The following is a 26,426-nucleotide window of genomic DNA, read 5'->3' as shown; positions in this document are numbered from 1 at the left end:
TAATTTATAAATGACGAAATTATCTCGTAAAGTAAAATATTTTATTTGATATAGATTAAATATTCTAAATAGTATAAAATTATAGAAGCGACTGTTTATTTGGTTGTGCTACCAAAAAATTACATGATCTTTATTCACAAATGTTTAGACAGCATTAGCTATTAGGTAATGAAATCCTCCTGGAATAAAGATACATTCGCTGACGGATGTCACAGATTTACTGGAACCAAATATGCAAGTTGAACAAAAATAAAGTGGAATGGAGGAATAGGGAATGGAAGAAAAGTTAGCGAAAAAGCTTCGTCATGAACAATTACGAAGCAAGGTTGTAACAGCGGAAGAAGCAGCTTCTTGGATTAAGGATGGCATGGTATTAGGGATGAGTGGATTCACACGTGCTGGTGATGTAAAGGTTGTACCTCTTGCACTTGTAGAGAAAGCAAAAAAAGAGGATTTTCAAGTAGATGTCTTTACAGGTGCATCACTTGGACCTGAGGTAGACCAATATTTAGCAGAAGCAGGGGTCATACGTAAGCGCGGTCCTTTCCAAGCAGATGCTGGCATTCGTAATAAAATCAATAGCGGTGATATCACATTTGTCGATGCCCATCTTTCCCATAATGCTGAGCTTGTTCGTCAAGGCATTATTGGACCAATTGATTTTGCGATCATAGAAGCGGCTGCTATTACAGAAGAAGGCTTATTAATTCCTACAACTTCAGTTGGTAACTCTCCCATTTTTGTGCAAGAAGCAGACCAAGTCATCATTGAATTAAACGTAGCACAGCTTGATGCATTAGAAGGTATACATGATATTTATGTACCTGCACAACAAGGAAAACGTGATCCAATTCCTTTACAGAATGTCTCTGATCGTCTTGGTATAATTGGAATTCCACTAGATTTAGATAAAGTAAAAGGCATCGTCATTTCGGATATATTAGATGCGCCATCAACGATTGTCCCTGCAGATGAAGAGACAGATGTTATGGCTAATCACTTATTAAATTTCCTACGTGAAGAGATTAAAGTAGGTCGCTTAACAACAAGTTTGCGTCCAATTCAATCTGGGGTAGGTTCAGTAGCAAATGCTGTATTGCTAGGCTTTAAAGACTCTGAGTTTGAGAACTTAGAAGTTTATTCAGAAGTTCTCCAAGATGCAGTATTTGAATTAATGGATGCAGGGAAAGTGAATTTTGCATCTGCTACTTCTATTACCCTTTCTGAGCAAGTAGGAAACCGTGTTTATGGGAATTTTGAAAAATATGCTGATAAATTAGTGTTGCGCCCTCAAGAAATTTCAAATCAGCCTGAAATTATTCGTCGACTCGGATTAATTTCTGTGAATACGGCATTGGAATTAGATATTTACGGCAATGTGAATTCCACACATGTTTCTGGTACAAAGATGATGAATGGTATCGGAGGGTCTGGTGACTTTGCTCGTAATGCACGTTTAGGAATTTTTGTAACAAAGTCTTATGCTAAGGGTGGAGATATTTCGAGTATTGTCCCAATGGTCTCACATGTGGATCATACGGAGCATGATGTTGATGTCATTGTAACTGAACAGGGCGTAGCAGATTTACGAGGACTTGCTCCAAAAGAACGAGTGGGACTTATCATTGATAATTGTGCACATCCTGATTATAGGGAGCAGCTGTGGCAGTACTTTAATGATGCCAATGAGGCAACGGGTGGACATCATACACCACATGACCTAGAAAAAGCACTATCATGGCACGTTAACTATGCGAAAAACGGTACGATGAAGGACCCTGCTTTTACGAAACAATAGTCTTATCTTAAAAGCCTTGAAGAACAGATAGTCTGTTTCTTCAAGGCTTTTACGTTTTAATTTAATGAAAGTTCTATAATAATCCAATCCATTTCCAATAAGTTGCAGAGAACAAAAGTACGAGAAGGAAACCGATAATGGTTAATGGAATTCCAGATTTCAAGAAATCCTTTGTTGTAAAGGAGCCTGTACCATAGGCAAGCATGTTTTGTGGTGCACTAATTGGTAATAGGAAGCCAAAGCTTATGACGAATTGTTGCACAATAACAAAACCAACTTGATCAACATTAGCCGTTAATGTGGAGGCTAAAACGATAAACACAGGTATAAGTGCTGAGGCTAAGCTAGTTGCGCTTGCAAAACCTAAATGAATCAAAATGTTAAATAAAGTTACGAGTGCGATGGTTGCTAGTAAAGGCATAGTATCTAGCCCAAGTGAACCAAAAACTTTATCTGATAACCATGCAGCACCTTGCGTATTTAGTAAAATGGTTCCTAACATAATGCCTACCGCAAAGACGATAATTGTCCCCCATGGAATATGAGGCTCAACTTCCTTCCATGAATACACACCGATTTTAGGCATTAATAGAATCGCGATAGCAATAATTGTGACTGTTGTCGTATCAAATGGATGTAGCTTCCCTTCAGTTGCCCAGAAAAATAGTAAAACTACGGATGTAATGATTAAACGAATTTCAGGAGCCTTTAATGGGCCAAGCTCTGCAAGCTGTTTTTTGATGACCTCTTTACCACCTTCGATATTGCTAGTCTCAGGTTTAATTAAAGCAATCATAATGAAAAATAAAAAGATCGACATAATAATTGAGAAGGGGGCGGCATAAAGTAGCCAAGCACCCCATGAAATATCCACATTAAATTGTTCTTGGATAAAGTTTAAAGCCACCATATTTTGAGCTGCTGCAGTTTTAATACCAATATTCCAAATGGAAACGGCTTGTACCGAAGTAATAACTAATAAGGCAGCAAGCCGACTATCACGTGGTAAACCAAATGCTGCCACCATTCCAAGCAAAATCGGTACTACTGCGCCAGCTCGTGCTGTAGCAGAAGGTACAAAAAATGCGAGGACGATAGAGACTAAAATAGCGCCAAATACGATAGCTTTTGTTTTCGTTCCTACCAGTGAAAGAATCCAAAGTGCAAGTCGTTTATGTAGATTAGTAATTTGCATTGCTGCCGCTAGAAAAAGAGCTGCTGCTACTAAAGCAACGGCAGAATTACTAAAGCCACTTAAAGATAATTTTAATGCGCTAGCTGTTCCTAGCTCTGTAGTTGGATTATCCATTGACGGAGCGAGTCCTAGTAAAACAGTTACTAGTGCAATGATCATGGCCGAGCTCACAGGATATGAAACGGCCTCTGTAACCCAAAGGATGACTGCAAAAGCTAAAATGGCTAAAGCTCGTTGCCCAGCTATAGGTAAATCACCATTGTTAGGTAAAAAGGTAATAATGATTAGTAACGCGAATGCCAAGCCAATCCATAGTGGCTTTAAATTAAGTTTTGTAGCTGCTTGCTTTGGTGAAGACATATTTCTCATCCTTTCTACGATAAAAATGACGATTATTATCCATAACATCGGCCTGTATAATGTTTTATTGAGATAAGAATATGTCTATTTTATTGTAGAAAAAAATCTATGTGAAAATGGTGTTTTTTACAGCAATATGAGTAGATAAAGAGAAAAAATACGGTCACAAAAAATACAAAAATATCCATTAAATATTATTTCTTTTTCTTAAAGGCAGAAGTTACTTTAGGCTCTGTTCCATTGACTAATCGTTTAATATTTTCGAGGTGCAGGATGATGGCTATGCCAAAAAGAAGAAGAGCTATAATGGTTGGGCCAATGCCAGGAATCCATAAATAAGTTGCTGTACAAAACACGAGATAAAATTCTAGAACACCTACAATTAAATAATTTGTTGCAAAGGATAAAATAACAAATAAAATAAGTGCAAATAAACCAATCTTCCAATCAACAGCAAGTAAAATACCAATGATGGAGGCCGTTCCTTTCCCGCCGTTGAAGCCCATGTAGAAGGGGAAATTATGACCTAAAATAACCCCAGCAGCCATAATATAAGTAAGCAGCCAAATTTGTTCTTCTGTTAAATGAATGGCGTCCGCTAGATAAAAATGTGCACCTATAATAGCGACAACGCCTTTGCCTATATCGATGAGGGCTACTAAAACGCCATACTTCCAGCCAAGGGAAAGAGTAGCATTAGAGGCACCAGCATTACCGTGGCCAGCCTTTTTTAAATCAACCCCCGATAAAAATTGAGCCACTTTAGAGCCGTGAATACAGCCTATTAAATAGCCAATCATAAGAAAAATGATCACGGCCTTTACCATAAAAATACTCCTCTCAAAATTTTTTCTAAAATAGTGTATGCGTTCATATTACGTATAAGAGCAGACAGAAGTTTCGGAAAAAATAAAATTTACATGTTGACAGAAAAAAACTCTATGTTTATACTGTGTAACAACGATGGAAATTGAATCTCATACTCTTATCAAGAGCGGCGGAGGGATAGGCCCTATGATGCCCGGCAACCAGTAAGCAATGAGCTTACTAAGGTGCTAATTCCTACAGATTCTTACTTGGATCTGGCAGATAAGGGGAGGAAAACTTGCAACCGCAACCCTCTTCTTAGCTGAAGAGGGTTTTTGTTTTCTACAGAAAAATCCTCCTCATCTCCGGTACCATCGTAAAAAAATAACCATTTGGAGGTACACAATGACAAATTTTAAACCAGAAACATTGCTGTTGCATGGTGGTCAAGAGCCAGACCCAGTGACGGGTTCTCGCACAGTTCCAGTCTATCGCTCAACTGCTTTCGTATTTAAAGACACTGCTCATGCGCAACGTCTTTTTGCCTTAGAGGAAGCAGGGAACATTTACACACGAATTACCAATCCAACAGTTGATGTGTTTGAAAAACGTGTGGCTTTATTGGAAGGTGGAACAGCAGCAGTAGCACTTTCATCTGGTGCAGCAGCTATCGCATTTTCCATTTTAAATCTAGCTGGAGCTGGTGATGAGATAGTAGCAGCTAGTTCTTTATATGGTGGTACGTATAATTTATTTGCTAACACATTACCAAACTATGGTATTAAAACAATTTTTGTAGATGAAACAAACCCAGAGAATTTCAAAGCAGCGATTACTGATAAAACAAAAGCTGTCTTTGCAGAGGTTTATGGTAATCCAAGTTTAAAGGTTTTAGATATTGAAGCAGTAGCTAGAATTGCACATGATAATGGTCTACCATTAATTATTGACAGCACGTTCGCTTCTCCTTACGGTTCTACACCTATTGAATACGGCGCAGATGTTGTAGTTCATTCAGCAACTAAATGGATAGGAGGTCATGGTACAACTTTAGGGGGCGTTGTTGTAGACGCTGGTAAGTTTGATTGGACTAGCGGTCGATTCCCTGGTTTTACTGAACCAGATGCCTCTTACCATGGTCTACGTTATGGAATTGATACAGCTTCTGCTGCCTTTGCTACAAAGCTACGTGTACAACTATTACGTGATTTTGGTCCAACATTAAGTGCTGATGCTGCCTTTAATTTATTGCAAGGGTTAGAAACGCTTCATCTGCGTATCCCTAAACACAATGAAAATGCATTGGCAGTGGCTGAGTATTTACAAAACCACCCATCTGTGGAGTATGTAAATTATAATGGCCTAGAAGATTTTCCGACACATGAGTTAGCAAAAAAATATTTAAGAAATGGCTTCGGTTCAGTGCTTACATTTGGCATAAAGGGTGGACGAGAAGCTGGGCGAAAGCTTATTGATAGCGTGAAATTATTTTCACATGTAGCAAATGTAGGTGATGCAAAGTCATTAATTATTCATCCAGCTTCCACTACTCATCAGCAACTATCAGCAGACGAATTAGTTCAAGCTGGTGTAACCGAGTCGCTCATTCGCTTATCCATCGGTTTAGAGGCAGTAGAGGATATTATTGCTGATTTAGATCAAGCCATTACACAGGCTACAACAACTGAACAAACAGTAGAAGCTTAAAGTTTAAAGAAAATGGTAAGATGTTGTGACGTTAACGTATTTTCTCATTCGATTAGCCTCATTTGGTAATGCGTTAAACGTTGCTACATCAATCTATTACTGCTCCCGTTAATTATCAGAACCTTATAAAAAATAATACCAAGTAATTTTATATGTATTATTGACTTTGTTAAATCCATGTTATATACTAGGAAATAAGTTAACAGTACGAAAATTTTTTTAAAAAAGGTAAATGTTTTCATAAGTGCTCCCCCACTTTTGAATATATAGAAGAGTAGTTGCCTAGCCAGTGATTACTCTTCCCAAAAACTGATGATAAAGGAGTGTTTAAAATGGGTAACATCTATAGTGCGCAAAACATTGTATCCTATCTAATATATGAGCTAAATGAAGGGCATGTATTTGTCAACAATAAATCCATTCAACACCTTCTTACATCAGTCGAAAGAAAATGGCAGGAAGTATTTGGTCATACAGCAATTCAAGAACATGTTTTTACTGAAAAGGACTTTACTGTAAAGGAAGTATTTGAGGCATATGAACAGTACGGTGTGAGCCATATCTCACTTCCTGCGACAGAGTTTTACTTGAAGTATGGTACATTTCAATTAGTGGAACGTACGTATGCAATACCAAATTTTACAGAAGAAGAGATTAGTCTTGTTCAACAAGCTTTAGCACAATATCGTTATCAATTGCTTTCAAAAGCAAGTTAAAACCCCCTCATATTTTTAAGCTCATTCTCTGCTGCTACAGGGAATGAGTTTTTTCTTTAAAGGGATTGTTATGAGTGTCTGAGCATACATATATATAATAGAAGAAAGACATTCATATATTGAAATGTAAATAGTCAATATTTGTTCAAATCTTATAGATTGATTAATAAAACGTATAATAAAGGGAATGAAACCGATTTCTTTTGCACATCTAGAGAAAACAAATGTCCTTCCTAGAAAGATTTTTCTTGTGCAAAGCGTGTATTTGCGTTACAATTTTCTTTAAGTTAAATTTTGAATTATTTGAATTTGTATGTGTCCTAACACATATAGAAATAGCGAAACTCATACAAAGAGAGTTGTTGGCTAAAGACTGCGGTGGGTGTCAAATTGTCATGACACAACCCCATGGAAAATTAGCTTTAATGAAACTGCGGAATGTAAGTTGGAGGGAATAACGAGAATGGCAACTATAAAGGCAGCGATTTTAGGATTTGGAACGGTAGGTCAGGGGATTTACCATATTTTAAATGAAAAACGAGAAGAGCTAAAAAATAAATTAGGTATTGAATTAGAGGTAGCGAAGATTTTAGTGACAGATGCTAGTCGTGAACGTGTCCCAGGCACAGCACATTTAATGACAACAAGTATGGATGAAGTCTTAGCAGAGCCAGGTATGCAGGTAGTGTTTGAAGCAATTGTGAACGAAGAACCTGCATACAGTTATTTAAAGCGAGCGGTGGAACATAAATGTCATGTTATTACTGCCAATAAAGTGATGTTTGCCAAACGAGGTTTGGAGTTGCAGGATCTTGCAAAAGCTAATGGCGTTTTTGTAGGCTATGAGGCTACTACCGCTGGTGGCGTACCTGTTATAAAAACAATGAAAAATATCTTACTTGTAAATGATGTAAGTCGTATACAAGGTGTCTTAAATGGCACATGTAATTATATTTTAACAAAAATGCGTGCACAAGGCTGGTCGTTCGAAACAGCTTTAAAAGAGGCACAAGGCTTAGGTTATGCCGAAGCAGATCCATATAATGATATATCTGGGCAGGATGCATTTAAAAAATTAATGATATTAAGTGCCTTAGCTTTTGGTGAGCAGCCTGACTGGTCAGATGTAGAGGTAATTGGGATCGATAGTATCTCTGCTGAACAAGTTCATGAAGCATGTGAAAAGGGTCTTCGTTACCGCCATGTTGCTGAAGTGGAAAAACTAGCTGACGGTAAGATTATTGCAAAAGTAGGTCCTCAACTAGTTGATAATGAGCATCCACTTTATCCAGTCGATGATGTGTTCAATGCGGTGGCATTAGAGACTAACTATATTGGTACATTAACATTAATCGGTCCTGGAGCAGGGATGTATCCAACAGCAAGTGTCATGGTAGAAGATTATGCTGAAATCATTGGGAAAAGAGCAGGATTTGTTGTGACAATCTAATATAAGCTTTAAAAAAGGCCCGCCATTCAACAATGTTCAATTGTATGAATGGTGGGCTTTTAGTCTTCATCTTTGACGTCTATGTCCTCTGGAATAGGAGTAGCACGCCAAATTTCAATTTCCTCTTTTATACGTTCCAATTGTTTAAAATAAGTGCTGAATTGTCCACTATTGATTAAAATTTGTTGGCCATCGTAAACAGAACGGATGCGTCCTTCGTAAATTAGACGCATTACTTGATCCTCAGGCATACCAAGATCAATAGCTGTCTCTTCAATTGATTTGTACATACGATTCGCTCCTTTTACTGTTTTTATTATAACGTCCATTCATGAGAAAACATACTATTGGAATTAAAAGAAAAGTAAAAATGATAATTGTTTGATTTTGGATAAATATGTATGATTAGTATGGAGAAAGATGTGAAGCGGGGATGAGCTGAAAAATGTTAAATTCATTGTTTGTATTACTAGCAGCTATTCTATGGGGAATGACAGGTACTGCCCAGACATATTTGGATGAAGAGGTATCTCCAATAGCTGTAGCCACGATTCGTTCTGCAATTGGTGGCAGTTTTTTAAGGTGGTCATGGAAATGGACAATTTTAGCTGCGGCTAGTATTGCGTTTTTCCAAGGTCTTTTCTTCTCATCCATTCGTCTAACAGGTATAGCCATTGGAACTGTTGCTACTATTGGTAGTGCACCAGTGTTTTCTGGTGTATTAGAGTGGCTAGTATGGAAAACACGTCCCACAGCAGTATGGGGACTTGCTACATTGATGGCCATTATCGGATGTCTTTTATTGTTTATGAATAATGGAGAGGAGTCTGTTCACGTTGGCGGATTCACATTAGCGCTTTGTGCAGGTTTATCCTTTGCATTTTACACAAACATAAGTAAAAAATTAATGGCACAAGAAGAAGCGTTACCCGCAGTTGCTATGACATTCTCCATTTGCGCTTTGTTTTTACTGCCGTTTTCTATACAAGGTGGATTTTCCTGGTTAGTAAATGCGCACAACTTATGGACAATGTTATTTATGGGGATTATGTGTACAAGCGTAGCGTATTTCCTGTTTTTAAGAGGACTACAAAAAATTAGTTCATCCACAGCTGTAACACTTTCATTAGCAGAACCATTGACTGCTGCAATTCTTGGTGTGTTTTTAATTGGAGAACACTTAAGTATAGTTTCCTGGCTTGGAGTAGCGATGCTTTTAGGTGGCATTGTTGTTTTAACATTGGGTGGGAGAAAAAAGCTAAAACCTTAAGAAATTCTTCATTTTTATAATAGCTGGTTTTTAAGATTTAAAAGATACACTTATATTTGAGAGCGAGGTGTATATCATGACGAAATTAACAGTTCTTGTTACAGATGACGATCAAGATATTCGTGATGGTATTGAAATCTATTTAAAAAATGAAGGCTATCATGTCATTAAAGCAGCAGATGGCTTAGATGCATTAAAAAAGCTAGAGAACAATGAAGTACATTTAATAATTTTAGATATCATGATGCCAAATATGGATGGAATTACAGCAACCTTTAAAATTAGGGAAGAGCGCAATATTCCCATTATCATGCTGAGTGCAAAGGCGGAGGATGGCGATAAGATTCATGGATTATCGGTTGGAGCAGATGATTATGTAACAAAGCCATTTCATCCATTAGAGCTGTTGGCACGTGTAAAATCTCAGCTGCGCCGTTATGTTCAGCTAGGAACGTATAGTGAGGGAGCTACAAAAGTGGAAATAGACGGACTTATTCTTGATGAAGAGGCAAAAGAGGTTGTACTAGAAGGAGAACCAGTTCGACTAACCCCGATAGAATATAAAATTACAGAACTATTAATGAAAAATGCAGGGCGTGTGTTTTCGATTCGTGAAATTTATGAACGTGTTTGGAATGAGGAAGCTTATAATGCTGAAAATATTGTAGCTGTTCACATTCGGAAAATACGTGAGAAAATTGAAGCTGATCCGAAAAATCCACGCTATCTAAAGGTGGTATGGGGCGTTGGCTATAAAATGGAAAAATAAATTAGAGAAGTATATGACTATTGCTGGATTTATTGCAGGTGTTATTGGGCTTATCTATTTTGGAATTTATGCCTATCAAATCGTCGATTCTCGCTCCTCAGAGGTTTTACAATTGTTAGAAAGAATTTTTTAGAGGAGTGTAAAAAGGGATGATAAAAAAATGGAAATCTCTTCTCGTATTAATGTGTTTAATCTGGACAATTTTCGGAGTCTTTACTTTTTATAATGTGGGCTATCAGTATATTGGTAAATCATATTTTGATTCGGAAAATTTCCAACATGAAATCGATAATTTCACGGCAGAACTAGGACCGTTAGTAATTAATGTACCAAATGCAGAAGAATTGAAAAATAAAATTGAGATTACTCAAACTGAAATAGAAGATCATCGTAATTATTATGGTACATTAGGACAGCAAATCGATAATATTAAGGCACAATACGAACAACGTATTCAGGAAGCTATAGATGCCAATGCAACAGAATTAAAGACAAAGCTAGTGTCTGAACGTGATAATAAAATTAAAGATATTACAGCAAATTTTGAAGATGATGAGCATGTAAGAAAAAAGATTCTTGCTGAAAAGGAAGCCCTCATTGATAAATATATTAAAGCAGCAAAAGGTGAATCCAAAAACTTTGGAAAAAACTATGACTATTGGTCTTATGAGTTGACCAATACAGAAACTGGTAAAACGTACCGTGCAGGTGATGTTACCGAAAGTAGTGCCTATAAAATTAAGTATACTGATCGAAAACCGCTATATGCATGGAATATCAGTGAGAATTTAAGAGATATTTTTTACAATACCGAAACATACGTGAATGTAGATGATCTTTACGAAACAGCTGAATATACAGGTGTAATAGCTATTTCAAAAAAAGCAGCTATGTCAGAAGATGTTATACAGGGAGGGTATCAACAATTTCAACAGTTTCAACGCAATCAATATACTCACTACTTTATTTGGCTCACAAGTATTTTAATGGCCGTCTTTGTATGGAGGGGGCGTAAAGACTTATTACAGATAGTTACGAGTATGAAGGAAAAAGATCTTTTAACAAAGTATAAAATCGATGTACAAATTATTCTTTTGTTAATAACGAGCCTTATGTATTTCATTTCAGCCCAGGTTGTTTTTGAATCTATTGAATATAATTCTGTTTATAATTATAATTATGTCCGTTTTATACTCGATATTGGCTTTAAAATACTTGTTTTAATGGTAATTGGTAGTGCTTTCTTCGTGCAATTAATTTGGTTGTATACAAGAGTAAATACTTTGAATAAGCTAGAGGAAAATGTGAAATCGAGCTATTTATGGTCACTTGGGGATTCGTTGACTGACTTATTTATTAATCGTTCGATCGCATTACATTCAATTGTAATGCTAGCCGCAGCCTTCTTTGGAGGTGGTAGCCTTGTTGCTACCATGATAGGAGGCGGAGCTTTTCCAGTCCTTGTACTTGGCATTTGTATGTTTATAGGATTTCCTGCTATGATTGTTTTCCTATCAAGAATGGGTTATTTAAACCGTATTATGAAAGATACGAAGGATATGGCTGAAGGACGTTTAAATCGTGATGTAAAGGTAAAAGGTAAATCTCCGCTTTCAGGTCATGCAGAAAACCTCAATCATTTACGAGAAGGTGTGCGTACGTCCATGCATGAGCAGGCGAAAAGTGAGCGGTTAAAAACAGAGCTGATTACAAATGTGAGTCATGATTTACGTACTCCTTTAACCTCTATAATTACGTATACCGATTTACTGAAGAAGCCAAATATTACAGAGGAAGAACGGAAACAATACATTCATATACTAGATAAAAAGTCTGAACGTTTAAAAGTGCTGATTGAAGACCTTTTTGAAGTATCGAAAATGGCTAGTGGTAATATTGAACTTCACCGCAGTCGAGTAGATTTAACACAGCTTATCCAACAAGCTGTAGGGGAGCATAAAGAGGATTTAACACAGTCACAACTAGATTTACGAATGACCATGCCTCATGATCCAATCTTTGCATATGTGGATGGTCAAAAATGGTGGAGACTTATTGATAATTTAATTGTCAATGTTTTGAAGTATGCGCTAGAGGGAACGCGTGTTTATGTGACATTTAAGCGTACGGCAGATGGCGATGCTGAATTTACGGTGAAAAATGTAGCAAAGTATGAAATTAGTGAAGATGCTGAGGAATTATTTGAACGCTTTAAACGTGCCGATGCCTCACGTCATACAGAGGGCTCAGGGCTTGGATTAGCCATTGCACAATCCATTGTCGATTTACATGGAGCAAGAATGAGCATTGATGTAGATGGCGATTTATTTAAAGTAATCGTTCGAATTCCAGCAGTTTAATGGTAAAAAGGCGGCAAACTTCTGCCGCCTTTTTTATTATAGGCCTAAATTTTTGGCGATAATAACCTTCATGACTTCATTAGTACCAGCATAGATCGACATAACAGGTATATCTCTATATCTTCTAGCAATCTTATATTCCTCCATATAGCCATAGCCACCATGCAATTGCATACATTGCGTAGCAAGGTCACGTGCATTTTCGGTAATCCAGTATTTTGCCATAGAAACTTTTGTCACAACATCATTGCCTGCAATATGCTCTTCAATCAATGATTCTAAAAAGGATTTACCAAGCTCGATTTTAGTAGCCATTTCAGCTATTTTAAATTGTGTATTTTGGAAGTCACCAATTGTTTTGCCAAAAGCCTGACGTGATTTCACATAGTCCAGCGTTAGTGTAAGCATATCCTCAGCGGCTGTTTGTGCGGCAATCGCTACTGCTAATCGCTCTTGCTGCAGTTTTTCCATCATATAATGAAAGCCCTTGCCTTCTTCGCCAAGTAGATTTTGAACAGGCACTCGACAATCTTCAAAATAGAGTTCAGCTGTATCTTGGGCATGCATACCAACTTTTTCGAGCTGTCTTCCTTTTGTAAAGCCAGGTGTGCCCTCTTCAATAACAAGTAGGCTAATACCACGATGTTTTTTATCAGCCTGAGGATTTGTTTTTACTGCGACAACCGCTAAGTTTGTATGGATGCCATTTGTTATAAAGGTTTTTTGACCATTTACAATATAATGGTCCCCATCGCGAATGGCTGACGTTTTGATATTAGCCAAGTCTGAACCTGTGCCAGGCTCCGTCATTGCAATAGCTGTTATATAGTCGCCTGTGACACATTTTGGTAGCCAACGAGATTTTTGTTCGTGTGTCCCATATGCTTCGATATACGGGACAACAATATCATTATGCAGGCCAACCCCGATAAGACTTGAGCCTATACGTTCAAGTTCTTCTTGTATAATGACGCCAAAGCTGAAATCCAAGCCTAGCCCGCCATATTGTTCTTCTACTTGTGGACAAAGATAACCCATATCACCAAGCTTACGCCAAAAAGAAAGCGGAATAAGATGATCCTTTTCCCACTGGGCATAATGCGGTTCAGCTTCTTCAGCTAAAAACTTACGAAAGGTTTTGCGAAATAATTCATGCTCTGTTGTTTCAAATTTATAACGTGTCATTTGAAATAGCACCCCTTTTTCTTCGTAAATACGCGATTTTGCTCGTTCATCTACTATGTTACTGGAAGGAATGCGAAAATGAAAGTAGCGTTTAGTATGTAAATGACGAAAATGTCATCTATATACAGTGAAATGTCATGTAAAACGAGAGTAACGAATGAAATGAAAAGGTAAACTTAAATTTGGACAAGTTCCTACTTTCTTTAGAAGATTATTCAAGTGCTTTAAGCAATATGATTGATAAGTATAATGGTATAATCAATTAAATTATAGAAAGAAAGTAGAGGACTTGGTTATGCCAAAAGTAATCGGCGCTGTTCTTTTAATTAGTATTTATAGTGCTTTGACTTTCTATTTAGGGTGGGGAGTAAAGCAGTGGCTTGTAGCAATGGGGTGGTTTCGTTTTCCAGTATTATTTTGGGTCGTGCTGTATATGGTTGCTTTTAGTATTATAATCGGAAGATTACACGAGTCATTACGTGTGTTTTCTGTAATCAGTAATTATTGGATGTTTATCTTTGAATATGGCTTATTGCTATGTTTAGTTGCACAATTCATTATTTGGCTTACACCTTTTAAAAACGTGCAAATAATAGGTAGTATAGCAGTAGCTATCCTATTCTTGTTAAGTATCATTGGCTCCTATTTAGCCTACTCTCCAGTTGTTCGTCATTTAGAAATAACTGTTGATAAACAAGATAGTGACTTAAACACACTAAGAGCTGTTGTAGCATCTGATTTTCACTTAGGTGTTTTATCCCATAAACGACATTTACAACGTTTTGTCAGCTTAGCTAATGAAGCACAACCAGATATCGTGTTGTTAGCTGGGGATATTGTGGACGATGACCCTAAATGGTTTGTTCAAGAGGGTATGGCAGATGTCATGAAACAATTAACATCTACATATGGAACATATGGTATATTAGGTAACCATGAATATTATGGCAAAAAAATTCCTGAATTTATTAAGGAAATGGAAAATGCCAATGTGAAAATGCTCCTAGATGAAACAATTCTTATAGAAGATGCGTTTATATTAACAGGGCAAGAGGACAGAACGAATAAAGAAAGAAAACCACTTGAGGTGCTAAAGCCTTCTGCTAATTTACCATGGCTTGTAATGAATCATACACCTGACGATTTAAACACGCCTTCCCAAATGGGCGTTGATTTACATATGTCTGGTCATACACACAAGGGACAGCTGTGGCCGAATCAGTATATAACAGCTCGTGTATTTGAACTGGATTATGGTTATAAGTTGAAGGAACAGATGCATACACTTGTTTCATCAGGCTATGGCTTCTGGGGCCCACCGATGCGAATTGGCAGTAGATCAGAGCTTTGGGTAGTAGATATAACATTTAAATAGTATGTGATAATCTAACAATCGGCTTCTTAGGTGAAAAGGCAGTAGTATATAAAAACTTAGTATTTTATAATAAGTGGGTATTTGATTAAAAAAGGTAAGGTGACATGGTGGAAATTATAGAGTTATTAAAAGCATTAATATTAGGCTTTGTCGAGGGTATGACAGAATTTGCACCAGTATCTTCTACGGGACATATGATTATCGTGGATGATATGTGGTTAAAGACTGAGGAGTTTTTAGGGAAATATCCTGCCAACACATTTAAAATTGTTGTACAACTTGGTTCCATATTAGCGGTTATCGTAGTTATGTGGAAACGTATGCTAAGCTTAGTTGGTTTATATAAAATTGAAGGTCAAGCTAAGTCCATAAATGGCCGCTTTAACTTATTGCATGTTATTGTTGGTATGCTACCAGCAGTTGTCTTAGGTTTTGCATTCAAGGATTTTATTGACGACCATCTTTTTAAAGTAGAGCATGTTGTTTATGCACTAGTGGCAGGAGCAATTCTGATGATTGCTGCAGATAAGTTGGCACCGAGAAAACCAAAAGTTGATTCTTTAGATAAGATTTCTTATGGTTTAGCATTTAAGGTAGGACTTGTACAATGCCTATCACTATGGCCAGGTTTTTCTCGTTCAGGTGCAACGATTTCGGGTGGGGTACTATTTGGTATGAGTCACCGTGTTGCAGCCGATTTTACATTCATTATGGCTGTGCCAATCATGGCAGGAGCTAGCCTCGTATCCGTTTTGAAAAACTGGGATACTTTATCAATGGACTATTTTGGCTTTTATGCTGTAGGATTCATTAGTTCGTTCGTCTTTGCATTATTGTCCATTAAGTTTTTCTTAGCGCTTATTTCAAAGGTAAAATTAATGCCTTTTGCCATTTATCGTTTAGTTTTAGCAGCAGTTCTTTGCGTTATCATTTTCATGTAAACAATAAGTCACGCTTCTTCTTCAAGAAGCAGTGGCTTTTTTTGCGTTAAGATTATTGAATCATATATCCATTTTTTTCAATAAATTGATAGAAAATGAGTATAAAGAATCATGTTAAAGCATAAATTGATAGCGAATTATAATAATATTAGACAACATTTACCTACATATTGTTCATTTAGATGTTTTGAGATTATAATTGATACATAAAGTGTCTAATTATTTGTTGTTTTTTTATAAAAAGTAGGAATATAGACTTATTAAGATATATGATTAAATATATGAGGTGGAGAAAATGTTTCAACTTATCAATAGATCTAAGAAAAATACAATTGAAATAAGCAATGAAACAACAATCGGTATTTTTATAGAAGATCCAGACCGTTTACTACAATTAAATCTTGTAGGGTTAAGTGTGCATGATCTTCAGCTGATTAATAGTTTAAAACCATATGTAGAAAGAAATGTAGTAGAAGTGGTAGCGGCATTTTATCATGCAATAGAAAGTGTTCCTGCCTTACAAAAGGTTATTCAATCACATAGCTCCAGCGAACGTTTACGACAGACATTACGTCACCATATTATTGAAATGTTTGAGGGGAGAATAGATGAAGCCTTTTTAGAAAAGCGAAGACGTGTGGCCAAAATGCATGTAAAGATTAATTTATATCCGAAGTGGTATTTAGCTGCTTTTCAAATACTTGAGAAATCACTTCGCAAAATAGTCTATGAACTACGATTACCAAAGGGCGAAGAAGAGAAGTTTTGTGATGCTATCAGTAAAATATGTAATTTTGAACAACAAATCGTTTTAGAAGAATACGATAGTTATGCAAGTATACTAATTGAAACACAACGCAATAATGTTAGGGACCATGTAAAGGATGTTATCGGCGGAATTTCTACACAATTAGAGGTTCAATCACAAACTACAACTGAAACAGTAACAGAACTTGTATATAGCGCAAAGCGTGTCAACGCTTCTTTGAAGGAAAGTATGTATGAAGCAGAATCAATGCAAAAAGTGTCTAGTGAAGGCTATACTAAAATAATATCTATTAATGAGCAAACAGGGAAGATTCATCATAAGACCGTTGAAATGGCAAATATGGTGGAGCAATTAGATGCATCCTCTTCGAAAATAAATGCCGTTGTAGAAATTGTGAAAAGTATTTCTGGGCAAACAAATTTACTTGCGTTAAACTCTGCAATTGAGGCGGCACGTGCTGGTGAGCATGGTAAAGGCTTTGCAGTTGTTGCAAACGAAGTACGCAAGCTTGCGGATCAAACAAAAAGCTCTGTTGAACAGATTGCTGAGTTAATCATGACGTCAAATGGTATCACAACACAAGTTGTACAAGCAATTCAGAACATACAGGAGCTTGTAAATAGTAGTATCGAACGTAATGCTGAATCTCTAAAAGCTTTTGATGCGATTTCGGGTTCTGTAGAAGTTTCGATCTCAAATTTCCAAAAAGTCGATAATCAAGTATCTGAATTAGCTACTATAATTGAATCGATTGGTGAATCTTCGGAAGAATTAGCGAGGGTGGCTAATCGCTTAAATACAACAATAAGAGAGTTTTAAAAGAAATATAGCTATGCATACTATCTATGCATAGTTTTTTAGTATGTGAATTAGGATAAAAGGTCTTATTTTATGGATAAATCAACTAAGAGGCTGATGAATTAGCTAATAGCAAATTTTATAGAAAGAGGAAGATTACAAAACCCTAGAAAATGCTTGTTTTAAGTGTTACGCTATAGGCGAATTAGGGAATTGAGTAGAGGGGTGTTTGGAGCATGAAAAAGAAATTATTTATAACACGTAAGTTTCCTACACATATTGTTGAACTGCTACAGGAGTTTTATGAAATCTCACAATGGGATGAGGAAGAAATTGTGATTCCACGTGAAAAATTGCTCGCAGCTGTCGCTGACTGTGAGGTACTGTGGGTAACGATAGCTGACCAAGTAGATGAAGAATTACTTTCGCATGCACCCAACTTAAAATTAGTGACGAATTTAGCAGTTGGATATAATAATATCGATGTGAAGGCTTTAAAAAAACGAGGCATTATGGCGACAAATACGCCTGGAGTTTTAACTAATACAACTGCGGATTTAGTATTTGGCTTACTGCTTGCAACTGCTCGTAGAATTCCAGAAAGTGAAAGATATTTACGTGAGGGCAAATGGAAAAGCTGGTATCCAATGCAACTGGTTGGCAAGGATGTTTCAGGAGCCACAATTGGCATTATTGGCATGGGGAGAATTGGCCAAGCTGTTGCTAGAAGAGCAAAAGGGTTTGATATGAAAATCTTGTATAATAATCGCAGACGTCGTCATGAAGCAGAAGAAATGTATGGCTTCCAGTATGTTTCGCTGGAGGATCTATTAAAGCAATCTGATTTTGTTGTGATTATGACACCTTATAATAGTGATACGGAAGGACTCATTGGTGCAAAGGAACTTGCTTTGATGAAAGAAGATGCGGTATTAATTAATGCCTCACGTGGTGGAATTATTGATGAGGATGCGCTATACGATGTTCTTAAAAATGGGAAGCTTTGGGCTGCAGGACTAGATGTGTTTGAACAAGAGCCGATTGCGATGGATCATCCCTTATTAACACTTCCAAATGTAGTAGCTCTGCCACATATCGGTAGCGCGTCATTAGAAACGAGAACGGCTATGCTAATGTTAAATGTAAAAGCTTTGACTGCTTATGGACAAGGCAAGGCAATATCCAATCGAATTGATTAAAAAGAGGAGCATATCGGTGAAAGATATGCTCCATTTTTTTATCTATTGAATAAATCGAATAAGCCGCCGATACCGCCTTCACCTTTAGATTGACCGCCTCCACCTTGCGAAATAGGTGCAGCTGCAAAGACACGACTGGCTAAACGGCTAAATGGTAATGATTGTACCCACACTGTTCCAGGACCACGTAATGTAGCAAAGAAGATTCCTTCGCCTCCAAACAGGGCTGTTTTTACGCCTCCAACCATTTCAATATCGTAATCCACATTGGATGTCATTGCTACAAGACATCCTGTATCCACACGTAAAACTTCACCCGGTTGTAATGTTTTTTCATGAATGGCTCCTCCTGCATGAACAAATGCCATGCCGTCACCTTCTAGCTTTTGCATAATGAAGCCTTCACCACCGAAGAAGCCTACTCCAATTTTTTTCTGAAATTCAACGCCAACAGAGACCCCTTTAGCAGCAGCTAAGAATGCATCTTTTTGACAGATAATTTTACCGTTTAATTGGCTTAAATCCATCGGAATAATCTTCCCTGGGTATGGTGATGCGAAATAAACATGCTTCTTACCTGAGCCAACGTTTGTGAATGTTGTCATGAATAAACTCTCACCTGTTATTAGGCGTTTTCCGGCACCTAATAATTTACCCATTAGACCACTTTGTGAGCCACCTCGTGAGCCGTCACCAAAAATAGTTTCCATATGGATCGAATCATCCATCATCATTAACGCTCCTGCTTCTGCAACAACTGTTTCCTGAGGGTCAAGCTCAACTTGCACATATTGCATGTCGTCACCAAATAACTTGTAGTCAATTTCATGATTATTCATAAAGGGATTCCTCCAAAAATAAATTTAATGATATTGTATACGATTATAAGTTACATTGGTTTCAATAGAAAATTAAATATTTTAGAAAAAAAGGGAATTAGTTAGAAAATGTCGAATATAAAAAACTAGAATGTGTATTATTTATTTTCATTTAACTAAGGGTATTGTGAATATACATAACCTTAAGAGGCTTCTAAATTTAGAAGTCATCCTCTATATTGAGGTAAGGAAGTTAAGTGGAAATAAAGCCTCTGGCAGTTGTCACCGATTATTATTGAAATGCTAGTATTACAAGGTGTGGTGTATATTGAAAATTCGGAATTTTGACATATTTTATCTCCGCTCACTCCAAGATTCTTAATGAGACATTTTTTCTTTTGGTGGGGAGCAACTATTGATGTATGGAGATAAAGCCACTGGTAGCTGTCACGAATAGTGAAACGTGTAAGCACATTCCACTGCTCGGACGCAATTATTCCAAGGCGAAATGGATTCTGGTTAAATTCATAGACTTATACCTATGGAATACGACTGGTACAACAGCTGAGGCATCATAGAGTATTTCAGGGGGTGTATGTAGTGGAGATTAAAAACTATATCGGTGGTAAATGGATCACACATTCACATTTACAAAGTATAGCAGTGACGAACCCTGCAAACGGTGAGCAGCTTGCTACCATTCCACGCTCTACTTCGAATGAGGTAGGCGAGGCTGTAGCTGTTGCTAAACAAGCACAAAAGAGCTGGGCACTTATACCAGCACCAAAACGTGCAGATTATTTATATGCCATCGGTCAAAAAATGAAAGAGAAAAAAGAACATTTGGCGACCGTTTTAACAAAAGAAATGGGCAAGGTCATTGAAGAGGCTAGAGGAGAAGTCCAAGAAGGAATTGATATGGCATACTATATGGCTGGTGAAGGACGTAGATTGTTTGGTGAAACAACACCGTCTGAGCTTGCCAATAAATTTGCTATGAGTGTAAGGGCACCTATAGGCGTTGTAGCACTCATTACACCTTGGAATTTCCCTGTTGCTATCGCCACATGGAAGTCATTTCCTGCCATTGTTGCAGGGAATACATTCATTTGGAAACCGTCTAATGAGACTCCAATGATGGCCTATGAAATGGGTAAAATCTTTGAGGAAGTAGGCTTACCAGATGGTGTCGCTAATATCGTATTTGGTACAGGACCTACAGTAGGCACAGCATTAATTGAACATCCTGACGTCAAGGTTATTTCTTTTACAGGTTCTACAACAACGGGCAGTAAAGTAGCTGAGCTTGGCGGGAAGCATTTGAAAAAGGTTTCTTTAGAGATGGGTGGCAAAAATGCTGTTATTGTCATGAATGATGCTGATTTACAGCTAGCTACAGAAGGGATTTTATGGAGCGCATTTGGTACTGCTGGGCAAAGGTGTACAGCATGTAGTCGAGTCATTGTGCATAAAGATGTAAAAGAACAATTAGAGAAACGTCTCTTAGATGAAATGCAAAAGCTCACAATTGGGGATGGTCTAGATGAGGGAGTAAAAATCGGGCCAGTGATTAATAAAGCAGCATTGGAAAAAATTAATCACTATGTACAAATAGGTAAACAAGAGGGTGCTACATTATTAGCAGGTGGCAGGATACTAAATGAACCACCTTATGATAAAGGGTTCTATTATGAGCCAACATTGTTTACAAATGTGAAGCCTGACATGATTATTGCTCAAGAAGAAATCTTTGGTCCAGTCGTATCTCTAATTGAAGTGGCAAGTTTGGAAGAAGCAATTGAAGTAAATAATGGTGTGAAATTTGGCTTATCTAGCTCAATATTCTCCCAAGATGTCAATACAATTTTCCGCGCACAACGTGATTTAGATACAGGTATTGTTTATGTAAATGCTGGCACAACAGGTGCTGAAATCCATTTGCCATTCGGAGGTACTAAAGGGACAGGAAATGGACACCGTGATTCAGGTGTAGCAGCCCTAGATGTATACACAGAGTGGAAGAGTATTTATGTAGACTACAGCGGTAAATTACAAAGAGCACAAATCGATACAGAGTAACAGATCAACGAAAGGGGATGTTCTTGATGAAAGTTGTTGTATTAGGTGCAGGTTTAATGGGGAAAGAGGTAGCTCGTGATTTAATAAAAAACGATAAAGTGGAGCGTGTGTATTTAGGTGATATCGATGTAAAAGTTGCACAGGACTTTGTAGATACGCTAGATACAAATAAGGTAGAAGTGGTAGAGCTACACGCAGAACGTGACGATTCATTAATGAGTGTTATTTCGAAGGGGGATGTTGCCGTCAATGCATTGTTTTATTCGTTCAATGAACGAGTAGCAAGAGCAGCTATTGAGGCAGGCGTCCATTCCGTTGATTTAGGTGGTCATATCGGTGGCGTTACAGAGAAGATATTAGATTTACATGAGGAAGCAAAGGCAAAAGGTGTTACAATCATTCCTGACCTAGGTGTTGCTCCCGGCATGATCAATATTCTAGCGGGCTATGGTGCTTCAAAATTAGACGAAGTAGAATCTATTAAACTATTTGTTGGTGGTATTCCAACTGAGCCAAAGCCTCCGCTTCATTATACACGCGTATTTTCTTTAGATGGCGTTTTCGATCATTATACTGAGCCTTCAAAAACGATTCAGAAGGGCAAGCTTGAAGAAGTTCCATCCCTATCAGGCGTTGAACCTATTTATTTTGATGATTTCGGTGTGCTTGAGGCATTTTATACATCTGGTGGTATCTCCACATTGTATAAGACATTCCCGAATGTCCGCACATTAGAATATAAAACCATCCGTTATAAAGGCCATGCTGAGAAATTTAAACTTTTAGCAGACTTAGGCTTCCTTGATTCTGCGAATAAGGTAGAAGTGGATAATCAAGAAGTGCCTGTTCGTGCAGTCGTACGAGAGGCACTCAAAAAGAAGCTTGAATTGGGCTCAAAACCTGATGCTGTATTGTTACGTGTTATTGTAGCAGGTGAAAAGGCCCAACAGCAGGTGACATATGAATATGAAATGGTTGTACGAAAAGATATGACAATTAATGAAACAGCGATGGCCCGTGCTACGGCAAATACGATTTCAGTTGTTGCTCAGATGATTGGTGCCGGTGCTATTACAGAGCATGGTGTATTCCCGCCTGAAGCAATCGTGCCAGGTGATACGTATATTGAAGAGATGGCTAAACGAGGTGTGGTCATTAAAGAGACATCACATAAGTCTGCTATGATTGTGAAATGGTAGGTGCTGACCATGAACTTTGAAATGTCCACTGAGCAGGAAATGCTAAGAAAAACAGTAAGACAGTTTGTTGATGAAGAAATCATTCCCTATATTGCTAAATGGGATGCTGAAGGTGGCTTTGATGCTAAAATTTGGTCCAGACTTGCTGAGCTTGGCTTAATGGGTGTTTGTGTTCCTGAACAATACGGAGGTAGTGGCATGGATTATAATGCACTTGCTATCGTATGTGAGGAGCTTGAACGGGGAGATACGGCATTTCGCACAGCCGTATCTGTTCATACAGGTTTAAATAGCATGACCTTAATGCAGTGGGGGACTGAAGAGCAGAAGCAGCGATACCTTGTTCCGCAAGCTAAAGGTGTACGGATTGGAGCTTTTGGTCTCACAGAACCAGGGGCTGGGTCTGATGTAGCTGCCATGTCAACAACTGCCGTCCGTGATGGAGATCATTATATCCTCAATGGGCAAAAAACGTGGATCTCCTTATGTGATATTGCAGACCACTTTATCGTATTTGCCTATACAGACAAATCAAAAAAACATCATGGAATTAGTGCGTTTATTGTAGAACGTTCCATGGCTGGCTTTACATCTAAAGCGATAAAAGGAAAATATGGTATTCGTGCTGGTAATACAGGTGAGCTCTTTTTTGAAGATTTACGTGTGCCAATTGAAAACCGACTTGGTGAAGAGGGCGAGGGTTTCAAAATTGCCATGTCTGCGCTAGATAATGGTCGATTTACAGTAGCAGCAGGTGCTGTTGGTTTGATCCAAGCTTGCATAGAGGCTAGTGTGAAATACTGTCATGAACGAGAGACATTTGGTAAACCTATTGGTGAGCATCAGCTTGTCGGACGAATGATTGCTAATATGGAAGCAGGCTATCAAATGAGTCGTCTCCTTGTCTATCGTGTTGGAGAATTGAAAAATAAAGGTGTTCGAAATACTCGAGAGACATCATTGGCAAAATGGCAGTCTTGTGATTTTGCGAATAAGGCTGCGGATGATGCGGTCCAGATTCATGGAGCCTATGGCTATTCAGACGAGTATCCAGTTGCCCGTTATTTAAGAAACTCCAAAGCACCAGTCATTTATGAAGGGACTCGCGAAATTCATACTATTATGCAGGCAGATTATGTATTGGGAAGACGACAAGATAAGCCATTAAAAAATATGTTGCCTAAATGGCCATTTGAAGAATAGACGAGAGGGAAGTGTTTCCCTCTCGTTTTTTATTGTGCCTCAACTTACTTAGAAAATTTCAGAAAAATGTAACTTTCCTCTTTTTTACTAGTCTAATTAATAAACAAGTATATGAAGGAGAGGAAAAATGATGAAAAGTAAATGGTTCGCAATTATGCTGATTATCGTTCTAGCTATCGTGCCTGGAATTTTTACATTGATAGTGAATACAGATGTGACGGCAAAGGCGGCTAGCGCAAGTATGGCAACACAAAACTGGCAAGCATCTTTTTCAGTTGCTTTAAAGAAAAACAAAATAACTGAGGAATATGTCTATATCACTACGGAAAAAGGAAGCAAAGTACCTGCAACAATTGAATTGTTGGAAGATCAAAAAACGATAGTGGTGAAAAAGTTAGCACCAGGTAATTATCAATTGCATGTAAAAAAGGAGGCCTTTGCACAAGGCGGACTGAATGTAGCTTCACAGACAATTCCATTTACAATTATCGAGACATTAACAGCCGTTAAATCGGAGAAAGAGTTACAGCAGTATTTTAAAAAGTTGTTAACAACTCAAAGAGTAGAAATTAGAGAAGAAGAGAGCTTACAAAGTACAGCAAGTGAAGATAAAGCAACAGCTAATAATGAGTCTACAACTAATAATCAAGTAGAGGGGGTAGAAGAGGGTGACATTGTAGTGGTAAAAGATGACTTTATTTACACTGCAAAAGATCAGAGCATTACAGTGGTGAATGCTAAAGATCCTAAGAATTTAAAGATGGCTACAAGTATCAAATTAAAACATTCCCAATATATTTCTAAGCTTGCCCTATATGACAATCTATTAATTGCCATCGGGGATCAATATATTGAAAAAGCAGGCACAGCTATGGTAACAGCCTCAATTTATGATATTTCAAATCCAAGCAATCCAAAGCATGTACGTGATGTTGGGCAAGAAGGCTTCTTGCAGGATATTCGCATAACGAATGACACATTATATTTAATCGGTAATATGTATCCAAATTACTGGATGCTACAAGAAGACAATAAAACCGATTTAAAGCCTAAAACATTTGATAGTATGGCAGGAACAGAGTACCAAAGTCTGCCTTTAGAAAAAATCTCAATCTTACCAAATACGATGGATGGTACCTATAGTTTAATTACAGCTGTCGATTTAAAAAATGGAGCTAAGACAACTGCCAATACGAAAGGGTACTTAGGTGGAAGTAGTGGTCTTTATATGTCAGAGAATGCCCTGTATTTAACGACACCAATGTATGAAAGTAGTATTGATGTTTCATCAGAAAAGCGCGTTATGGATATGATTTGGTTACCGAGGTCAGCCGATACTCAAATTTTCAAGTGGAATGTAGATGGAACGACTTTGAACTTTGTCGGAAGTACGGAAGTAAAGGGAACTGTGTTAAATCAGTATTCAATGGATGAATATAAGGGGAACTTCCGAATCTTTACAACAGAAGGTAATACGTGGAATGAGAAAAGTACTTCCTATAACCATCTCTTTATTTTGGATGAACATTTAAAACCGCTTGGTGCAGTAAAAGATATGGCGCCTGGAGAAAAGATATATTCAGCTAGATTTATGGGAGAAAAAGCATATGTGGTGACATTTAAACAAGTGGATCCACTATTTGTCATTGATGTAGCGAATCCGAAAAAGCCTGCTGTACTAGGGGAATTGAAGATTCCTGGCTTCAGTAATTACCTACATCCATTAGATGATACGCATTTAATTGGTATTGGTTATGATACGGAGCAACGCTATGATTCGTATACGAAACGTAATTTTACTGTGACAACCAATATGAAGATGTCCCTATTCGATGTATCAGACTTCCGAAATCCGAAAGAACAATCAACCGTAAAAATTGGTGGGAAAGGTTCTTCCTCTGAAGTGCAATACAATCCTAAAGCGCTATTCCGCAATAAGGAATACAACTATTTTGGCTTCCCTGTAGTACTGTATGAGGCAGGTAAGGGAGACGAAGTTGTCTATCAAGGTCAAGGTGCTCAAATTTATGAAATTACTGCAGAGAAAGGGATAGTATTGAAAGGAAATATAATCAATCGTAATAATAATGAGTCCTATGAAAATTGGGAGCAAGTTGTACAACGTGTTGTCTATATAGATGATACGCTGTATACAATAGCGCGTAACGAGATAAAAAGCTATCAGTTAAATGACTTCAAGCCTTTAGATACATTAACAATAAAATAATAAGAAAAACAAAACAGTCAATTGAAAGGTATCAAGTAGCCTTCTACTCCAATCCTGTATCTTTAGCAACGGTTTTCAAATATAGTGAAGGTGTTCATTATTCTTTATGAAGAGGTGTTGTCACCCATCATCCTCTGATAATGGGCTATTTGATCGCTATGCTACTATGAAAAAGTAAAGACAATTTGCAGAATGGTTGAT

General features: G+C 37.6%; 21 protein-coding genes and 1 riboswitch. Of the genes, 16 read left to right on the top strand and 5 right to left on the bottom strand.

Going from position 1 to position 26,426, the window contains the following annotated elements:
- The first annotated feature begins 274 nt into the window (after nt 1-274).
- Nucleotides 275-1,798 carry a succinate CoA transferase gene (locus ACMGGO_RS20855; protein ID WP_048393275.1) on the top strand — a complete coding sequence of 508 codons (1,524 nt, stop codon included), beginning with the start codon at nt 275-277 and terminating at the stop codon, nt 1,796-1,798.
- A gap of 73 nt (nt 1,799-1,871) precedes the next feature.
- Here the strand turns inward: ACMGGO_RS20855 and ACMGGO_RS20850 are convergent, their stop codons facing one another.
- Both ACMGGO_RS20850 and ACMGGO_RS20845 read right to left on the bottom strand, forming a co-directional pair.
- Nucleotides 1,872-3,353 carry a DASS family sodium-coupled anion symporter gene (locus ACMGGO_RS20850; protein WP_048393276.1) on the bottom strand — a complete coding sequence of 494 codons (1,482 nt, stop codon included), beginning with the start codon at nt 3,351-3,353 and terminating at the stop codon, nt 1,872-1,874.
- A 194-nt stretch (nt 3,354-3,547) separates the two neighbouring features.
- The gene (locus ACMGGO_RS20845) at nt 3,548-4,180 is read right to left on the bottom strand and encodes a glycerol-3-phosphate acyltransferase (protein WP_112117201.1); all 633 of its coding nucleotides are present in this window, start codon (nt 4,178-4,180) and stop codon (nt 3,548-3,550) included.
- A 155-nt stretch (nt 4,181-4,335) separates the two neighbouring features.
- Nucleotides 4,336-4,449, top strand: a riboswitch (SAM riboswitch).
- 116 nt (nt 4,450-4,565) lie between these two features.
- Between ACMGGO_RS20845 and ACMGGO_RS20840 the strand changes: the two genes are divergently transcribed.
- From ACMGGO_RS20840 to ACMGGO_RS20830, 3 genes are all read left to right on the top strand, one after another.
- Nucleotides 4,566-5,867, top strand: coding sequence for an O-acetylhomoserine aminocarboxypropyltransferase/cysteine synthase family protein (locus tag ACMGGO_RS20840; RefSeq protein WP_420282223.1), 1,302 nt, complete (start codon nt 4,566-4,568; stop codon nt 5,865-5,867).
- A gap of 332 nt (nt 5,868-6,199) precedes the next feature.
- Nucleotides 6,200-6,583, top strand: a complete 384-nt coding sequence (locus ACMGGO_RS20835) for a hypothetical protein (RefSeq protein ID WP_420282222.1) — start codon at nt 6,200-6,202, stop codon at nt 6,581-6,583.
- Between the two features lie 463 nt (nt 6,584-7,046).
- The gene (locus ACMGGO_RS20830) at nt 7,047-8,033 is read left to right on the top strand and encodes a homoserine dehydrogenase (RefSeq protein ID WP_054549071.1); all 987 of its coding nucleotides are present in this window, start codon (nt 7,047-7,049) and stop codon (nt 8,031-8,033) included.
- Between the two features lie 59 nt (nt 8,034-8,092).
- Here the strand turns inward: ACMGGO_RS20830 and ACMGGO_RS20825 are convergent, their stop codons facing one another.
- On the bottom strand, nt 8,093-8,323 hold the full coding sequence (locus tag ACMGGO_RS20825) for a hypothetical protein (protein WP_004229745.1): 231 nt from the start codon (nt 8,321-8,323) through the stop codon (nt 8,093-8,095).
- A gap of 155 nt (nt 8,324-8,478) precedes the next feature.
- On the opposite strand from ACMGGO_RS20825, the gene ACMGGO_RS20820 reads away from it, so the two are divergent.
- From ACMGGO_RS20820 to ACMGGO_RS20805, 4 genes are all read left to right on the top strand, one after another.
- On the top strand, nt 8,479-9,303 hold the full coding sequence (locus tag ACMGGO_RS20820; protein WP_420282221.1) for a DMT family transporter: 825 nt from the start codon (nt 8,479-8,481) through the stop codon (nt 9,301-9,303).
- A 76-nt stretch (nt 9,304-9,379) separates the two neighbouring features.
- Complete coding sequence (locus tag ACMGGO_RS20815) at nt 9,380-10,072, top strand: response regulator transcription factor (RefSeq protein WP_048393287.1); 693 nt, start codon at nt 9,380-9,382, stop codon at nt 10,070-10,072.
- Nucleotides 10,050-10,205, top strand: coding sequence for a hypothetical protein (locus ACMGGO_RS20810; RefSeq protein WP_155483369.1), 156 nt, complete (start codon nt 10,050-10,052; stop codon nt 10,203-10,205). The genes ACMGGO_RS20815 and ACMGGO_RS20810 overlap by 23 nt, the downstream gene beginning before the upstream one ends.
- Nucleotides 10,206-10,221: 16 nt before the next feature.
- The gene (locus ACMGGO_RS20805; protein WP_054549073.1) at nt 10,222-12,432 is read left to right on the top strand and encodes a sensor histidine kinase; all 2,211 of its coding nucleotides are present in this window, start codon (nt 10,222-10,224) and stop codon (nt 12,430-12,432) included.
- Between the two features lie 36 nt (nt 12,433-12,468).
- Here the strand turns inward: ACMGGO_RS20805 and ACMGGO_RS20800 are convergent, their stop codons facing one another.
- Nucleotides 12,469-13,617: an acyl-CoA dehydrogenase family protein gene (locus ACMGGO_RS20800; protein ID WP_048393289.1), complete on the bottom strand. Its 1,149-nt coding sequence runs from the start codon at nt 13,615-13,617 to the stop codon at nt 12,469-12,471.
- Between the two features lie 508 nt (nt 13,618-14,125).
- On the opposite strand from ACMGGO_RS20800, the gene ACMGGO_RS20795 reads away from it, so the two are divergent.
- From ACMGGO_RS20795 to ACMGGO_RS20780, 4 genes are all read left to right on the top strand, one after another.
- Nucleotides 14,126-14,992, top strand: a complete 867-nt coding sequence (locus ACMGGO_RS20795) for a metallophosphoesterase (protein ID WP_420282332.1) — start codon at nt 14,126-14,128, stop codon at nt 14,990-14,992.
- A 104-nt stretch (nt 14,993-15,096) separates the two neighbouring features.
- Nucleotides 15,097-15,933, top strand: a complete 837-nt coding sequence (locus tag ACMGGO_RS20790) for an undecaprenyl-diphosphate phosphatase (protein WP_175400802.1) — start codon at nt 15,097-15,099, stop codon at nt 15,931-15,933.
- 295 nt (nt 15,934-16,228) lie between these two features.
- Nucleotides 16,229-17,521 carry a globin-coupled sensor protein gene (locus tag ACMGGO_RS20785; protein WP_048393294.1) on the top strand — a complete coding sequence of 431 codons (1,293 nt, stop codon included), beginning with the start codon at nt 16,229-16,231 and terminating at the stop codon, nt 17,519-17,521.
- A 215-nt stretch (nt 17,522-17,736) separates the two neighbouring features.
- Nucleotides 17,737-18,699, top strand: a complete 963-nt coding sequence (locus ACMGGO_RS20780) for a 2-hydroxyacid dehydrogenase (protein WP_004229713.1) — start codon at nt 17,737-17,739, stop codon at nt 18,697-18,699.
- Between the two features lie 38 nt (nt 18,700-18,737).
- Here ACMGGO_RS20780 and ACMGGO_RS20775 read toward each other — a convergent pair whose 3' ends face one another.
- A complete protein-coding gene (locus tag ACMGGO_RS20775) occupies nt 18,738-19,538 on the bottom strand; it encodes a TIGR00266 family protein (RefSeq protein WP_004229711.1) in 801 nt (266 codons plus the stop codon).
- A 579-nt stretch (nt 19,539-20,117) separates the two neighbouring features.
- On the opposite strand from ACMGGO_RS20775, the gene ACMGGO_RS20770 reads away from it, so the two are divergent.
- From ACMGGO_RS20770 to ACMGGO_RS20755, 4 genes are all read left to right on the top strand, one after another.
- Nucleotides 20,118-21,596, top strand: a complete 1,479-nt coding sequence (locus ACMGGO_RS20770) for an aldehyde dehydrogenase family protein (protein ID WP_004229708.1) — start codon at nt 20,118-20,120, stop codon at nt 21,594-21,596.
- A 26-nt stretch (nt 21,597-21,622) separates the two neighbouring features.
- Complete coding sequence (locus ACMGGO_RS20765; protein ID WP_048393296.1) at nt 21,623-22,795, top strand: saccharopine dehydrogenase family protein; 1,173 nt, start codon at nt 21,623-21,625, stop codon at nt 22,793-22,795.
- A gap of 9 nt (nt 22,796-22,804) precedes the next feature.
- Entirely contained in the window at nt 22,805-23,998 is a 1,194-nt protein-coding gene (locus tag ACMGGO_RS20760; RefSeq protein ID WP_048393298.1) for an acyl-CoA dehydrogenase family protein, read from the top strand.
- A 127-nt stretch (nt 23,999-24,125) separates the two neighbouring features.
- Nucleotides 24,126-26,225 carry a beta-propeller domain-containing protein gene (locus tag ACMGGO_RS20755; RefSeq protein ID WP_420282220.1) on the top strand — a complete coding sequence of 700 codons (2,100 nt, stop codon included), beginning with the start codon at nt 24,126-24,128 and terminating at the stop codon, nt 26,223-26,225.
- Nucleotides 26,226-26,426 lie beyond the last annotated feature (201 nt).

The sequence above is a fragment of the Lysinibacillus sp. BNK-21 genome (genome assembly GCF_048684915.1).
In the GTDB taxonomy this organism is placed as follows: domain Bacteria; phylum Bacillota; class Bacilli; order Bacillales_A; family Planococcaceae; genus Lysinibacillus; species Lysinibacillus capsici.
The sequence above is the reverse complement of the archived record's forward strand: the minus strand, read 5'-3'. Positions and strand labels throughout refer to the sequence as shown.

Excerpts from the sequence above, each read along its gene's own strand:
- ACMGGO_RS20775 (WP_004229711.1), bottom strand. The coding sequence starts at position 19,538 with ATGAATAATCATGAAATTGACTACAAGTTATTTGGTGACGACATGCAA.
- ACMGGO_RS20760 (WP_048393298.1), top strand. The coding sequence starts at position 22,805 with ATGAACTTTGAAATGTCCACTGAGCAGGAAATGCTAAGAAAAACAGTA.
- ACMGGO_RS20840 (WP_420282223.1), top strand. The coding sequence starts at position 4,566 with ATGACAAATTTTAAACCAGAAACATTGCTGTTGCATGGTGGTCAAGAG.
- ACMGGO_RS20795 (WP_420282332.1), top strand. The coding sequence starts at position 14,126 with ATGTTTATCTTTGAATATGGCTTATTGCTATGTTTAGTTGCACAATTC.
- ACMGGO_RS20825 (WP_004229745.1), bottom strand. The coding sequence starts at position 8,323 with ATGTACAAATCAATTGAAGAGACAGCTATTGATCTTGGTATGCCTGAG.
- ACMGGO_RS20785 (WP_048393294.1), top strand. The coding sequence starts at position 16,229 with ATGTTTCAACTTATCAATAGATCTAAGAAAAATACAATTGAAATAAGC.
- ACMGGO_RS20780 (WP_004229713.1), top strand. The coding sequence starts at position 17,737 with ATGAAAAAGAAATTATTTATAACACGTAAGTTTCCTACACATATTGTT.
- ACMGGO_RS20790 (WP_175400802.1), top strand. The coding sequence starts at position 15,097 with ATGGTGGAAATTATAGAGTTATTAAAAGCATTAATATTAGGCTTTGTC.
- ACMGGO_RS20755 (WP_420282220.1), top strand. The coding sequence starts at position 24,126 with ATGATGAAAAGTAAATGGTTCGCAATTATGCTGATTATCGTTCTAGCT.
- ACMGGO_RS20805 (WP_054549073.1), top strand. The coding sequence starts at position 10,222 with ATGATAAAAAAATGGAAATCTCTTCTCGTATTAATGTGTTTAATCTGG.
- ACMGGO_RS20820 (WP_420282221.1), top strand. The coding sequence starts at position 8,479 with ATGTTAAATTCATTGTTTGTATTACTAGCAGCTATTCTATGGGGAATG.
- ACMGGO_RS20830 (WP_054549071.1), top strand. The coding sequence starts at position 7,047 with ATGGCAACTATAAAGGCAGCGATTTTAGGATTTGGAACGGTAGGTCAG.
- ACMGGO_RS20815 (WP_048393287.1), top strand. The coding sequence starts at position 9,380 with ATGACGAAATTAACAGTTCTTGTTACAGATGACGATCAAGATATTCGT.
- ACMGGO_RS20765 (WP_048393296.1), top strand. The coding sequence starts at position 21,623 with ATGAAAGTTGTTGTATTAGGTGCAGGTTTAATGGGGAAAGAGGTAGCT.
- ACMGGO_RS20845 (WP_112117201.1), bottom strand. The coding sequence starts at position 4,180 with ATGGTAAAGGCCGTGATCATTTTTCTTATGATTGGCTATTTAATAGGC.
- ACMGGO_RS20835 (WP_420282222.1), top strand. The coding sequence starts at position 6,200 with ATGGGTAACATCTATAGTGCGCAAAACATTGTATCCTATCTAATATAT.
- ACMGGO_RS20800 (WP_048393289.1), bottom strand. The coding sequence starts at position 13,617 with ATGACACGTTATAAATTTGAAACAACAGAGCATGAATTATTTCGCAAA.
- ACMGGO_RS20850 (WP_048393276.1), bottom strand. The coding sequence starts at position 3,353 with ATGTCTTCACCAAAGCAAGCAGCTACAAAACTTAATTTAAAGCCACTA.
- ACMGGO_RS20855 (WP_048393275.1), top strand. The coding sequence starts at position 275 with ATGGAAGAAAAGTTAGCGAAAAAGCTTCGTCATGAACAATTACGAAGC.